This window comes from Streptomyces sp. PH9007, assembly GCF_059813725.1.
This window is the reverse complement of sequence record NZ_CM187440.1, coordinates 390,954-403,712: the sequence shown is the minus strand read 5'-3', so window position 1 is coordinate 403,712 and position 12,759 is coordinate 390,954. Positions and strand designations below refer to the sequence as shown.

Here is a 12,759-nt window from a genome sequence, read left to right as displayed (position 1 = left end):
CTGCCGTAGAGAAATGTCCGAAAAGTTCGTACTGATTGAACGCTGACCTGGACTTTTTGACGATTCTCGCTGACTCGAGCCGGATCGGCCGCTAGTCTCCGACGAGAGCGGAGCAGCCAGGCACCCAGCCGACTGCCCGCCGGTGCGCGGCCAGATGGCCGCGTGCTGTCCGTATCCAACAGATTCGACACCCGAGGTGACGTAGGCGTGGCTCTTCCGCCCCTAACCCCTGAACAGCGCGCAGCCGCGCTTAAGAAGGCCGCCGCGGCTCGCCGGGAGCGCGCCGAGGTCAAGAATCGGCTCAAGCACTCCGGCGCCTCCCTGCACGAGGTCATCCAGCAGGGACAGAAGAATGATGTCATCGGAAAGATGAAGGTCAGCGCGCTGCTGGAGTCGCTGCCCGGCGTCGGCAAGGTCCGCGCCCGGCAGATCATGGAGCGTCTTGGCATCTCCGAGAGCCGCCGGGTCCGTGGTCTCGGCTCCAACCAGATCGCCTCGCTGGAGCGTGAGTTCGGCGACAAGGCAGCCTGAGATTTTCCCGCTCCGCATGGAGACGGGATAATCGGCACATGAACGATCGTCCGCGGCTGACCGTGCTCTCCGGCCCCTCAGGGGTCGGCAAGAGCACGGTCGTCGCCCATATGCGCAAAGCTCATCCGGAGGTGTGGCTGTCCGTCTCGGCCACCACCCGTCGTCCCCGCCCCGGGGAGCGCCACGGTGTGCACTACTTCTTCGTGGAGGACGAGGAGTTCGACAAACTCGTCGCCAACGGAGAACTCCTGGAGTGGGCCGAGTTCGCCGGCAACCGGTACGGCACTCCGCGCCGCGCCGTGCTGGACCGGCTGGAGGCGGGGGAGCCCGTCCTGCTGGAGATCGACCTCCAAGGCGCCCGGCTGGTGCGCTCCTCGATGCCCGAGGCTCGGCTGGTCTTTCTCGCGCCGCCCAGCTGGGAGGAACTGGTGCGCCGGCTGACCGGCCGGGGCACCGAGCCGCCCGATGTCATCGAGCGCCGGCTGACCGAGGCCAGGAAGGAACTGGCGGCCGAGTCGGAGTTCGACGTCACCCTGGTCAATACGTCGGTCGAGGACGTCGCGGGTGAGCTGCTAGCCTTGCTGTGTTAACCAGGGGGCAGTCTTTGTTTCCCCCGCCCCCGACCCCCTGCGGAAGGTAGAGCGTGTCCTCTTCCATCACCACGCCCGAGGGCATCATCAACCCGCCGATCGATGAGCTGCTCGAGGCCACCGACTCGAAGTACAGCCTGGTGATCTACGCCGCCAAGCGCGCGCGTCAGATCAACGCGTACTACTCCCAGCTCGGCGAGGGCCTGCTGGAGTACGTCGGCCCGCTCGTGGACACCCATGTGCACGAGAAGCCGCTGTCGATCGCGCTCCGCGAGATCAACGCCGGCCTGCTGACCTCCGAGGCCATCGACGGCCCGGCGGACCCGAGCCCGCGCCAGAGCCGCTGAGTCGCCGTACTCGCACCACAGCATCGATCCGCCCACGGGCCCGGCAGCACGCTGCCGGGCCCGTGCTCGCGCCGGGAGAAGGGCAGCGATGGACAAGCCGAAGATCGTTCTGGGAGTCAGCGGCGGGATCGCCGCCTACAAGGCGTGCGAACTGCTGCGCCGGCTGACCGAATCCGGTCACGACGTCCGGGTGCTGCCCACCTCCAACGCGCTGCGCTTCGTCGGCGCGGCCACCTGGGCGGCCCTGTCGGGCCACCCGGTGGACACCGAGGTCTTCGAGAGCGTCCACGAGGTGCCCCACGTACGGATCGGGCAGCAGGCCGACCTGCTGGTGATCGCCCCGGCCACCGCCGATCTGCTGGCCAAGGCCGCGCACGGGCGGGCGGACGATCTGCTCACCAACACGCTGCTGACCGTACGGGCCCCGGTGATCTTCGCGCCCGCGATGCACACCGAGATGTGGGAGCACCCCGCCACCCAGGAGAACGTCGCCACCCTGCGCCGCCGCGGCGCCGTGGTCATCGAGCCCGCCAGCGGGCGGCTGACCGGCGCCGACACCGGCAAGGGCCGGCTGCCGGACCCCGCGGAGATCTTCGAGGTCTGCCGCCGGGTGCTGGCGCGCGGCACCGCCGGGGCCGTCCCCGATCTGGCCGGACGGCATGTGGTGATCTCGGCCGGCGGCACCCGCGAACCGCTGGACCCGGTGCGCTACCTGGGGAACCGCTCCTCGGGCAAGCAGGGCTACGCGCTGGCCCGTACCGCCGTGGCCCGGGGCGCCCGGGTGACGCTGGTGGCGGCGAACGCGGCCCTGCCGGACCCGGCCGGGGCCGAGGTCATCCCGGTGGGCACGGCGCGCGAGCTGCGCGAGGCGGTCCTGAAGGCCGCCGCGGACGCCGACGCGGTGGTGATGGCGGCGGCGGTCGCCGACTTCCGGCCGGCGCGCGAGGTGGACAGCAAGATCAAGAAGCGGGACGGGGTGGAGCCGGAGCCCGTCGCCCTGGTGCGCAACCCCGACATCCTGGCGGAGCTGTCCGCCCACCGTCCCGCGCCCGCCCAGATCGTGGTGGGGTTCGCCGCCGAGACCGACGACGTCCTGGCCAACGGGCGGGCCAAGCTCGCCCGCAAGGGCTGCGACCTGCTGGTCGTCAACCAGGTGGGTGGCGGGCGCGCCTTCGGCACCGAGGAGAACGAGGCCGTGATCCTGGAGTCCGGCGGCCCGGAGACCCCGGTGCCGCACGGCCCCAAAGAGGCTCTGGCGGACCGTATCTGGGACGTTGTGGCCGGGCGTCTGAGCACGGCCTGATTCCGTACGACCCCCTTGCGCCGTCTCGCACTGCGATCCACCTCTCCCCAGCCGGGGGCAGGACCGTTACTGTAAGACAGGGCCGCGGCAGCCGTGGTTGGATCCGCTGTCCGGCGACCCTTGAGCCGATAGACTCACACCGACGCCCGCCGGGAGGCCCCGGAGCGCGTCGGACCAGTTCAGTCAGCAGCCGCTGCAACCCCAGGGAGCGATGTGTCCCGCCGCCTGTTCACCTCGGAATCTGTGACCGAGGGTCACCCCGACAAGATCGCCGATCAGATCAGCGATGCCATCCTCGACGCCCTGCTCCGGGAGGACCCGACCTCCCGGGTGGCCGTCGAGACGATGATCACCACGGGCCTGGTGCATGTGGCCGGTGAGGTCACCACCAAGGCCTACGCGGACATCGCGTCCCTGGTGCGCAACAAGATCCTCGAAATCGGTTACGACTCCTCCAAGAAGGGGTTCGACGGCGCGTCCTGCGGGGTGTCGGTGTCGATCGGGTCGCAGTCCCCGGACATCGCCCAAGGGGTGGACACCGCCTACGAGTCGCGGGTCGAGGGCGAACTGGACGAACTGGACCGGCAGGGCGCGGGCGACCAGGGCCTGATGTTCGGCTACGCGTGCGACGAGACGCCCGAGCTGATGCCGCTGCCGATCCGGCTGGCGCACCGGCTGTCCTCCCGGCTGTCCGAGGTGCGGCGCAACGGGACCATCCCGTACCTGCGCCCGGACGGCAAGACCCAGGTGACCATCGAGTACGACGGTGACAAGGCCGTGCGCCTGGACACCGTGGTGGTCTCCAGCCAGCACGCCTCGGACATCGACCTGGAGTCGCTGCTCGCCCCCGACATCCAGGAGTTCGTGGTCGAGCCCGAGCTGAAGGCGCTGGTCGCCGACGGCATCAAGCTGGACAGCGAGGGCTACCGGCTGCTGGTGAACCCGACCGGACGCTTCGAGATCGGCGGCCCGATGGGTGACGCCGGGCTGACCGGGCGCAAGATCATCATCGACACCTACGGCGGCATGGCCCGGCACGGCGGCGGCGCCTTCTCCGGCAAGGACCCGTCCAAGGTCGACCGGTCGGCGGCCTACGCGATGCGCTGGGTGGCCAAGAACGTGGTGGCCGCGGGCCTCGCCTCGCGCTGCGAGGTGCAGGTCGCGTACGCGATCGGCAAGGCCGAGCCGGTGGGTCTGTTCGTGGAGACCTTCGGCACCGCCACGATCGAGCCCGAGCGGATCGAGAAGGCCATCTCCGAGGTCTTCGACCTGCGGCCGGCCGCCATCATCCGCGACCTCCACCTGCTGCGTCCCATCTACGCGCAGACCGCCGCGTACGGGCACTTCGGCCGTGAGCTCCCCGACTTCACCTGGGAGCGCACCGACCGCGTCGACGCGCTGCGCGCCACCGTCGGTCTCTGAGGTTCCCGCCCCGGCGATGTCCGAGCCATCTGCTGTACTGCTCGGGTGAGCGGCGAGCAAGAACACCGGGCGGCGGGCGCGGAGCAGCTGGCGCTGATCCGCGCGAGCGTGCGGGCGGGCCGGAAGGAACCTCCGGCCCGCCCCCGCACCTGGCGCGGCGCCGCGCTCGCCGAGGGGCTGCCGGTCGCCCGGGTGCTGGTCGACAAGGGTCTGGTGCACCTCGACCGCTACTTCGACTACGCCGTACCCGCCGCCATGGACGCGGACGCCCAGCCGGGGGTCCGCGTCCGGGTGCGGTTCGGCGCGGGGGAGCGGGGCGGACGCCGCGAGGGCGGCGGTCTGATCAACGGCTTCATCGTCGAGCGGCGCGCCGAGAGCGACTTTCCCGGCACCCTGGCGCCGATCGCCCAGGTGCTTTCCACCGAACCCGTGCTCACCCCGGCCCTGCTGGCGCTGTGCCGGGCGGTCGCCGACCGGTACGCCGGGGCGCTCGCCGATGTCGTACAGCTCGCGGTACCCCCGCGCCGGGCCCGCCCCGAGAAGCAGCCCTCACCCCCCGCACCGCCCCCGCCCGCCGCGCCCGAGCCGGGGGGCTGGGCCCGCTATCCGCGCGGCGCCGGCTTCCTGACGGCGCTGGCGCGGGGCGAGGCGCCGCGCGCGGTGTGGACGGCACTGCCCGGGCCCACCTGGCCCGGCGAACTGGCGCGCGCCCTGGCCACCACGCTGGCCGCCGGGCGCGGCGCGCTGGCCGTGCTCCCGGACGGGCGGGCCGCCGCCCGGGTGGACGCCGAACTCACCGCGCTGCTGGGGCCCGGACACCATGTCCTGCTCACCGCGGACGCCGGGCCCGAGGAGCGGTACCGCAAGTGGCTCGCGGTCAGCCGCGGCGCGGTGCGCGGGGTCATCGGCACCCGGGCGGCGATGTTCGCGCCGGTCCGTGATCTGGGCCTCGCCGCGATCTGGGACGACGGCGACCACGCGCACGCTGATGACCACGCGCCCCAGCCGCACGCCCGCGACGTCCTGCTGCTGCGTGCCGCCCACGAGCGGGCCGGACTGCTGCTGGGCGGCCACGCCCACACCGTGGAGGCGGCCCAGCTGGTGGCGACGGGCTTCGCCGCGCCGCTGGCGGCGGACCGGGAGACGGTGCGCGAGGCCGCCCCGCAGGTGCGCACGATCGGCGAGGCGGACGAGGCACGGGACGCGGCGGCCCGCACCGCGCGGCTTCCGACGCTCGCCTGGCAGACCCTGCGCGAGGCACTGGGCCGCGGCCCGGTGCTCGTACAGGTGCCGCGCCGCGGGTACGTTCCCCGGCTGGCCTGCGAGCGCTGCCGGGAACCGGCCCGCTGCCGGCACTGCCACGGGCCACTGACCGTGCCGGACGGCGGCGAGCTGCGCTGCGGCTGGTGCGGGCGCGAGGAGCCGGCCTGGCACTGCCCCGAGTGCGGGGGCGGACGGCTGCGCGCCGTGGTGGTGGGCGCGCGGCGCACGGCGGAGGAGCTGGGCCGGGCGTTCCCCGCGGTACCGGTGCGCACCTCCGGGCGCGATCACATCCTGGACACGGTGCCCGACCGGCCCGCGCTGGTGGTCGCCACACCGGGCGCCGAGCCGGTGGCCGAGGGGCCCGGGTACGCGGCGGCGCTGCTGCTGGACGGCTGGGCGCTGCTCGGCCGCCCCGATCTGCGGGCCGGCGAGGAGGCCCTGCGGCGCTGGCTGTCGGCGGCGGCGCTGGTGCGGGCGCGGGGCGAGGGCGGCACGGTGGTGGTGATGGCCGAGGCCACGCTGCGGCCGGTGCAGGCGCTGGTGCGCTGGGACCCGGCGGGGCACGCGGAACGGGAACTGGCCGACCGGGCGGCGCTCGGCCAGCCGCCGGTGTCCCGGATGGCGGCGGTGAGCGGGTTGCCGGAGGCGGTGGACGGGCTGCTGGAGACGGCCGGACTGCCGCCGGACGCGGAGATCCTGGGCCCGGTGCCGCTGCCCGTACGCTCGCCGGGCCAGCCCCGCAGGCCGGGCGATCCGCCGCCGGGGGAGGTGTGGGTGCGGGCCCTGGTACGGGTGCCGCCGGGCAGCGGTGGCGCGCTGGCCGCGGCGTTGAAGGCGGCGCAGGCCGCCCGGGCGACCCGCCGGGTGGGTCCGCCGGTCCGGATCCGGATCGACCCGCCGGACATCGGCTGAGCCGGCCCGGCGGGTGGCCTCCCCGCCGGGGGTTCCCGCGCCGGAGGCGTGCGTCCCGGGCGGGCGCCGTGCTGCTGACCGCACGTCACGTGCCCGGCGTGCCCGGCGACACGGCGATCGCACCGGGGGTGACCCCCGGGCGATCACGGACGACGCGCGGCACGCTCCCGAAACGGTTCCGAACCGTGCGGAGTGGCGGGACGGCTCCTGGGTGCGGCCGGCCCACCCCGTGATCGTGGGGACCCGTGCGTCGGGACGTTCCCTGTCACGCCGCGGGTGTGCATGCGCTGAGCGGACCGGACGCGGAGCCCGGCCCGGCCCGCCTTGTGATGGCGGCTCAGCAGCGCCTGGTCACACCGCCGGACGCGGCCGCCGGTTGCCGCGTCGGGATCACCGCGACAGTCGCTCCAGCCGCAGGGTGTTGTCCTTGTGGTGGAGTTCCTCGCCGTCCGGGAGGACGCGGGTGCGCTCGTACTCCTCCGCGGTGCGGACCTCCCAGGCGCCCTCGGCGAGTTCGAGCGAGGCGATGACCTCCGCCGGGGTGGGGAAGTGCACGTCCGGGTGGTCCTCCGGTTCGTGGCCCCGGGGCCAGCCGGCGTGGCCCACGATGAGCAGCGTGCCGCCGGGGGCCACCGCCGTCGCCGCCCGGCGCAGGATCCGCTCCCGGGGGAGATCGACGGTGGAGTGCAGAAAATGCGCGGAGACCAGGTCGAAGGTGCCCTCGGGGAAGGACTCCCCGAGGTCGTGCCGCTGCCAGTCGATCCGGTCGGCCACCCCGCGCCCGGCCGCGTGCGCCGCCGCGCGCTCCAGGGCGACGCCCGAGATGTCGGTGGCGGTCACCCGCCAGCCGCGGTCCGCCAGCCACACCGCGTCGCCGCCCTCGCCGCAGCCCAGATCCAAGGCGCTGCCCGGGGCCAGGCCGGAGACCTCGCGGACCAGAGCGACGTTGGGCTCGCCGCTCCAGATCCGTTCGTTCTCCCGGTACCGGTCGTCCCAGTGCTCCTGTGCCGAACGCTCGTCCTTCGTCATGGATGACCTCCGTGTCGGTTCACCGGAGATGGTCCGCCCCCGAACGGCCCATGGCAAAGACTCTTGCCGGATCGGCAAACTCAGCCGGTGCGCGGACCGGGGAAGGGCGCGGCCACCGGCTGCTGCTGCGGCGCGGTGCCCAGCGGCTCGCGCGCCAGGGGTTCCCGGCCGAGGGACTCCCGGCCCAGAGGGTCGCGGCCCAGCGGCTCGCGGGTGAGGGACTCCCGTACGGCGGTGGTGCGCTCCGCCGTGCGCCGGGTGCCGTAACGACGGTGCACCGCCTGCTTGGTGACACCGAGCGCCGAGCCCACCGCGTCCCAGGAGAAGCCGAGCGAACGGTCGAAGTCCACGGCCGCCGTCACCAGGGTCTCCACGCTGTCCCGCAGCTCCTGGGCCAGCCGGACGGTCGGTGCCGGGGCGCGCCCGTACACGACGAACCCGGCGGCGGAGCCGGTGCGTCGCGGGCGGTACACATTGCCCAGCTGTGCGGTGAGCGTGCGCAGCGCGTCCACCTGGCGGCGGACCCGCTCGATGTCCCGCACCAGCAGATGCAGGCTCGCTCGTGCCTGGGCGTCAGGGGTGGCGTGGTCGGCCATGAGGACCCTCTCGAACCGGCGTCAGGGATTGTCGGAATGGTCAATCTGCCTTGACCAACGCCTCACACGTGGCCTGGGTCACGCTGCTGGACCGGATCGTCCGCGCCAAGGGGCGCGTTCCGCTCCGCACGCCCCGGGGGTCCACGCCGGTACGGACCGTAGACTGACGCACCGTTTCGGGTTGTTCCCGTAGCTCCCGTACCCCGCACTCACCCGAGAAGGTGACACCCGCACCATGAGGCTCGTCTTCGCCGGCACCCCCGAGGTGGCCGTACCGGCCCTGGACGCCCTGCTCGCATCGGACCGGCACGAGGTCGCCGCCGTGGTCACCCGGCCCGACGCGCCCGCCGGCCGGGGGCGACGGCTGGTCGCCAGCCCCGTCGCCCAGCGCGCCGAGGAGGCCGGGATCGAGATCCTGCGGCCCGAGCGCCCGCGCGACCCCGCCTTCCAGGAGCGGCTGCGGGCCATCGCCCCCGACTGCGCCCCGGTCGTCGCCTACGGCGCGCTGCTGCCCGAGTCCGTCCTGGACATCCCCCGGCACGGCTGGGTCAATCTGCACTTCTCGCTGCTCCCGGCCTGGCGCGGCGCCGCCCCGGTCCAGCACGCCGTCATCGCGGGCGACGAGGTCACCGGCGCCTCCACCTTCCAGATCGAGAAGGGTCTTGACTCCGGCCCGGTCTACGGGGTGCTCACCGAGGAGGTACGCCCCGAGGACACCAGCGGCGACCTGCTCACCCGGCTCGCCTTCGCGGGCGCCGGACTGCTGGCGGCCACCATGGACGGCATCGAGGACGGCAGCCTGCACGCCGTGCCGCAGCCCGCCGAGGGCGTCACCCTGGCCCCCAAACTCTCCGTCAACGACGCCAGGATCGACTGGGACCACCCCGCGCTCGGCGTGCACCGCCTGGTGCGCGGCTGCACCCCGGCACCCGGTGCCTGGACCGTCTTCCGCGGCGAACGCCTCAAGGTGCGCCAGGTCGCCCTCGCCCCCGAGCAGTCGGCCCTCGCCCCGGGCGAACTGGCCACCGGCAAGCACAGCGTCCACGCCGGTACCGGCTCGCACGCCGTCGAACTCATCTGGGTACAGCCCCAGGGCAAGAAGCCGATGGCCGCCGCCGACTGGGCCCGCGGCGTACGGGTGCGCCCTGGGGAGCGGCTGGGCTGACCCCGGGGGGCCACGGGCCCGGGCCGTGCCGGACAAGCCCTGGGCCTGTCTGACACATCCCGCCTGGCCCGCGACGTCTGGCACGGCACCTCGCTGCGTTGTCGAGACGCCCAAGTAGCCCACTACGAGGGCGCCCCTGCGCCTTGCGATGTACCGCACCAGACGCCGCGGGCCTGACCGGCGCCATGTGTCAGACAGGCCCTAGGCTTGACCCCCCGCACCACCTCTCACCAGCAGCAGTCGGAGTCATCGTCCCCGTGAGCAATCGGCCCGCCCGTCGTCCCGCCAGGCCCTACCGCCGTCCCCGCAAGGACCCGGTGCGTTTCCTCGCCTTCGAGGCGCTGCGCGCCGTCGACGAACGCGACGCCTACGCCAACCTCGTGCTGCCCCCGCTGCTGCGCAAGGCGCGCGCCGCCGGGGACTTCGGCGACCGGGACGCCGCGCTGGCCACCGAGCTGGTGTACGGCACGCTGCGCCGCCAGGGCACGTACGACGCGGTGCTGGCGGCCTGCGTGGACCGGCCGCTGCGCGAGGTCGACCCACCGGTGCTCGATGTGCTGTCGCTGGGCGCGCACCAGTTGCTGGGCACCCGCATCCCCACCCACGCGGCCGTCAGCGCCAGCGTGGAACTGGCCCGCGTGGTGCTGGGCGACGGCCGCGCCAAGTTCGTCAACGCCGTGCTGCGCAAGGTCGCCGCCCACGACCTGGACGGCTGGCTGGAACGGGTGGCCCCGCCCTACGACGAGGACCCCGAGGAACACCTGGCCGTCGTGCACGCCCATCCGCGCTGGGTGGTCTCCGCCCTGTGGGACGCGCTGGGCGGTGGCCGCGGCGAGATCGAGGCGCTGCTCGCGGCCGACAACGAACGCCCCCGGGTCACTCTGGCCGCCCGCCCCGGCCGGATCGGCCCCGCGGAGCTGCTGGAGCAGGCCGGCCCCGAGCGGGCCACCCCCGGCGACTGGTCCCCCTACGCGGTACGGCTGGCCGAGGGCGGCGAGCCCGGCGCCATCGAGGCGGTCGCGGACGGCAGCGCCGGGGTCCAGGACGAGGGCAGCCAGCTGGTCGCCCTCGCGCTCGCGAACGCCCCGCTGGCCGGCGACGGCGGCGACACCCGCTGGCTGGACGCCTGCGCCGGGCCCGGCGGCAAGGCCGCCCTGCTGGCCGCCCTCGCGGCCGGACGCGGCGCCGCGCTGCTGGCCGCCGAGAAGCAGCCGCACCGCGCCGCCCTGGTGGCCCGCGCGCTGGCCGGCAACCCCGGCCCGTACCAGGTCGTGGTCGCCGACGGCACCCGCCCCGCCTGGCCGGCCGGCGGTTTCGACCGGGTGCTGGTCGACGTGCCCTGCACCGGCCTCGGCGCGCTGCGCCGTCGCCCCGAGGCCCGCTGGCGCCGCAGCCCCGAGGACCTGGACGGCTTCGCCGGGCTCCAGCGCGGGCTGCTGCGCGAGGCGCTCACCGCGGTACGCCCCGGCGGCGTCGTCGGGTACGCCACCTGCTCGCCGCATCTGGCCGAAACCCGCGCCGTGGTCCACGACGTACTGAAGAATCCGGGCAGCCCCGCCGCCGAATGGCTGGACGCCAGACCCCTGCTGCCGCGCGTCCCCGACCTCGGCGACGGCCCCGACATCCAGCTGTGGCCGCACCGGCACGGCACCGACGCGATGTACCTCGCGCTGCTGCGCCGCACCGCGTGACCGGCGTCACCCCACCCCCTGACCATGCTGAATACTGAGGACATGGCACAGATCAACCCCAGCATCCTGTCCGCGGACTTCGCCCGCCTCGCCGAGGAGGCCCAGGCCGTCGAGGGGGCGGACTGGCTGCACATCGACGTCATGGACAACCACTTCGTGCCGAATCTGACGCTGGGCCTCCCGGTGGTGGAGTCGCTGCGCAAGGCCACCGACACGCCCCTGGACTGCCATCTGATGATCGAGGACCCCGACCGCTGGGCCCCGGCCTACGCGGAGGCGGGCGCCGGCTCGGTCACCTTCCACGCCGAGGCGGCCACCGCGCCGATACGGCTGGCACGGGAGATCAGGGCGCAGGGCGCGCGGGCCTCGATGGCGCTGCGCCCGGCCACCCCGATCGAGCCGTTCGAGGATCTGCTGCCCGAGCTGGACATGATCCTGGTGATGACGGTGGAGCCCGGGTTCGGCGGACAGGCGTTCCTCGACGTGACGCTGCCCAAGATCCGCCGCACCCGGGAGCTGATCGCGCGGCACGGGCTGCCGCTGTGGCTCCAGGTGGACGGCGGCGTCTCGGCGGCGACCATCGAGCGCTGCGCCGAGGCGGGCGCGGACGTGTTCGTGGCGGGCTCGGCCGTCTACGGCGCCGAGGACCCGGCGGCCGCGGTGCGCGGGCTGCGCGAGCAGGCGGAGCGCGCGGCGGCCGCGGCCCGGGGAGAAGCCGGCACGGCCGGGTGAACGGGAACGGCGCCCCCGCTCCGGCGGGCCGGGCGCGACAGACATCAAGGACCTTACGGATCTGCGAGGATGACCGAGCGGACCGTGAGCGGGACAAGCCGGAGGACTGAGAGGTGAGTGCCGTGTCGACCGGGAGGTCAGCCGCACGGATGGGACCCGCCGAACTGATGCAGGCGGCGGCGATGGCCCGCCGCTTCTATCTGGAGGGCAAGTCGAAGATCCAGATCGCGGACGAGTTCGGGGTGAGCCGCTTCAAGGTCGCCCGGGTGCTGGAGTCCGCGGTGGAGCACGACCTGGTGCGGATCGAGATCCGGGTGCCGGCGGAGCTGGACGCGGACCGCTCGGACGCGTTGCGGGCGCGGTACGGGCTGCGGCACGTGGTGGTCGCCGAGTCGACCACGGACACCGCCGACGACACCCCCGACCCGGAGCATCTGGGTGAGGTGGGCGCCGAACTGCTGGGCGAGCTGGTCGCCGAGGGCGACGTGCTGGGCCTGGCCTGGGGCCGTTCCACGATCCACATGGCGGCGGCGCTGCGCGAGCTGCCGCCGTGCACCGTGGTCCAGCTGACCGGGGTGTACGACGCGGGGACGGCCGAGCGCGGCTCGGTGGAGGCGGTACGGCGGGCCGCCGCCGTCTCCGGCGGGGAGGCGCATCCGATCTACGCGCCGATGCTGCTGCCGGACTCCGCGACGGCGGACGCCCTGCGTGCCCAGCGCGGGATCGCGGCGGCGTTCGAGTACTTCGACAAGGTGACGATCGCGGCGGTGTCGATCGGCTCCTGGGAGCCGGGCATCTCCACAGTCCACGACATGCTGAACAAGGACGAGCGCGAGCACTACGCCTCGCTCGGGGTGGCCGCCGAGATGTCCGCGCATCTCTTCGACGCCGAGGGGCGCCGGGTGGGCCGCGATCTGGGTGAGCGGTGCATCACCGTGGAGGCCGAGCGGCTGCGCCGGATCCCCGAGGTCGTGGCGATCGCGGGCGGGCGGCGCAAGGCGGAGGCGATCGGCGCGGTGCTGCGCTCGGGCCTGGTGACCAGCCTGGTCACCGACACGGCGGCGGCCGACCTGCTGCTGACCCAGTCGCCTGGTGTGCGTCCGGCGCTGGAGCGGGCCGACCCGGACAGCGTTCCCCGGTGAGGGGTACGTGCCCGGGTGCGGTCCGTCACCCCTTCG

Annotated in this window: 12 protein-coding genes; 10 read left to right on the top strand and 2 right to left on the bottom strand. The window is 74.0% G+C overall.

The window, feature by feature from the left end; all coding sequences use genetic code 11:
* The first annotated feature begins 207 nt into the window (after window positions 1-207).
* The 6 genes from ACTFAP_RS01645 to ACTFAP_RS01620 all read left to right on the top strand — a co-directional run bounded on the left by ACTFAP_RS01645 (window position 208) and on the right by ACTFAP_RS01620 (window position 6,368).
* On the top strand, window positions 208-531 hold the full coding sequence (locus tag ACTFAP_RS01645) for an integration host factor (RefSeq protein ID WP_030727047.1): 324 nt from the start codon (window positions 208-210) through the stop codon (window positions 529-531).
* A 38-nt stretch (window positions 532-569) separates the two neighbouring features.
* On the top strand, window positions 570-1,121 hold the full coding sequence (gmk, locus tag ACTFAP_RS01640) for a guanylate kinase (RefSeq protein WP_030727044.1): 552 nt from the start codon (window positions 570-572) through the stop codon (window positions 1,119-1,121).
* Window positions 1,122-1,174: 53 nt separating this feature from the next.
* Window positions 1,175-1,468 (top strand): DNA-directed RNA polymerase subunit omega, encoded by a 294-nt coding sequence (rpoZ, locus tag ACTFAP_RS01635; RefSeq protein WP_030727041.1) that lies wholly within the window; start codon window positions 1,175-1,177, stop codon window positions 1,466-1,468.
* Between the two features lie 88 nt (window positions 1,469-1,556).
* Window positions 1,557-2,771 (top strand): bifunctional phosphopantothenoylcysteine decarboxylase/phosphopantothenate--cysteine ligase CoaBC, encoded by a 1,215-nt coding sequence (gene coaBC, locus ACTFAP_RS01630; protein ID WP_495683207.1) that lies wholly within the window; start codon window positions 1,557-1,559, stop codon window positions 2,769-2,771.
* 213 nt (window positions 2,772-2,984) lie between these two features.
* A complete protein-coding gene (gene metK, locus ACTFAP_RS01625) occupies window positions 2,985-4,193 on the top strand; it encodes a methionine adenosyltransferase (protein ID WP_390125059.1) in 1,209 nt (402 codons plus the stop codon).
* Window positions 4,194-4,238: 45 nt separating this feature from the next.
* Window positions 4,239-6,368, top strand: a complete 2,130-nt coding sequence (locus tag ACTFAP_RS01620; protein ID WP_500468025.1) for a primosomal protein N' — start codon at window positions 4,239-4,241, stop codon at window positions 6,366-6,368.
* A gap of 390 nt (window positions 6,369-6,758) precedes the next feature.
* On the opposite strand, the gene ACTFAP_RS01615 is transcribed toward ACTFAP_RS01620, so the two are convergent.
* Together ACTFAP_RS01615 and ACTFAP_RS01610 are read right to left on the bottom strand one after the other, a co-directional pair.
* The gene (locus ACTFAP_RS01615) at window positions 6,759-7,397 is read right to left on the bottom strand and encodes a class I SAM-dependent methyltransferase (RefSeq protein ID WP_390125054.1); all 639 of its coding nucleotides are present in this window, start codon (window positions 7,395-7,397) and stop codon (window positions 6,759-6,761) included.
* Window positions 7,398-7,477: 80 nt separating this feature from the next.
* Window positions 7,478-7,993 carry a hypothetical protein gene (locus ACTFAP_RS01610; RefSeq protein WP_390125052.1) on the bottom strand — a complete coding sequence of 172 codons (516 nt, stop codon included), beginning with the start codon at window positions 7,991-7,993 and terminating at the stop codon, window positions 7,478-7,480.
* Window positions 7,994-8,228: 235 nt separating this feature from the next.
* Here ACTFAP_RS01610 and fmt point away from each other — a divergent pair, with 235 nt between their 5' ends.
* From fmt to ACTFAP_RS01590, 4 genes are all read left to right on the top strand, one after another.
* Complete coding sequence (fmt, locus tag ACTFAP_RS01605; RefSeq protein WP_400011270.1) at window positions 8,229-9,158, top strand: methionyl-tRNA formyltransferase; 930 nt, start codon at window positions 8,229-8,231, stop codon at window positions 9,156-9,158.
* 257 nt (window positions 9,159-9,415) lie between these two features.
* Window positions 9,416-10,849, top strand: coding sequence for a transcription antitermination factor NusB (locus ACTFAP_RS01600; protein WP_495683203.1), 1,434 nt, complete (start codon window positions 9,416-9,418; stop codon window positions 10,847-10,849).
* Window positions 10,850-10,891: 42 nt separating this feature from the next.
* Window positions 10,892-11,581, top strand: a complete 690-nt coding sequence (gene rpe / locus ACTFAP_RS01595; protein WP_390125046.1) for a ribulose-phosphate 3-epimerase — start codon at window positions 10,892-10,894, stop codon at window positions 11,579-11,581.
* A 149-nt stretch (window positions 11,582-11,730) separates the two neighbouring features.
* On the top strand, window positions 11,731-12,723 hold the full coding sequence (locus tag ACTFAP_RS01590; protein ID WP_495683202.1) for a sugar-binding domain-containing protein: 993 nt from the start codon (window positions 11,731-11,733) through the stop codon (window positions 12,721-12,723).
* Window positions 12,724-12,759 lie beyond the last annotated feature (36 nt).

Bases quoted from the DNA above. Each gene is read 5' to 3' on its own strand.
- ACTFAP_RS01610 (WP_390125052.1), bottom strand. From the start codon at position 7,993: ATGGCCGACCACGCCACCCCTGACGCCCAGGCACGAGCGAGCCTGCAT.
- gmk (WP_030727044.1), top strand. From the start codon at position 570: ATGAACGATCGTCCGCGGCTGACCGTGCTCTCCGGCCCCTCAGGGGTC.
- coaBC (WP_495683207.1), top strand. From the start codon at position 1,557: ATGGACAAGCCGAAGATCGTTCTGGGAGTCAGCGGCGGGATCGCCGCC.
- fmt (WP_400011270.1), top strand. From the start codon at position 8,229: ATGAGGCTCGTCTTCGCCGGCACCCCCGAGGTGGCCGTACCGGCCCTG.
- rpe (WP_390125046.1), top strand. From the start codon at position 10,892: ATGGCACAGATCAACCCCAGCATCCTGTCCGCGGACTTCGCCCGCCTC.
- ACTFAP_RS01590 (WP_495683202.1), top strand. From the start codon at position 11,731: ATGGGACCCGCCGAACTGATGCAGGCGGCGGCGATGGCCCGCCGCTTC.
- ACTFAP_RS01615 (WP_390125054.1), bottom strand. From the start codon at position 7,397: ATGACGAAGGACGAGCGTTCGGCACAGGAGCACTGGGACGACCGGTAC.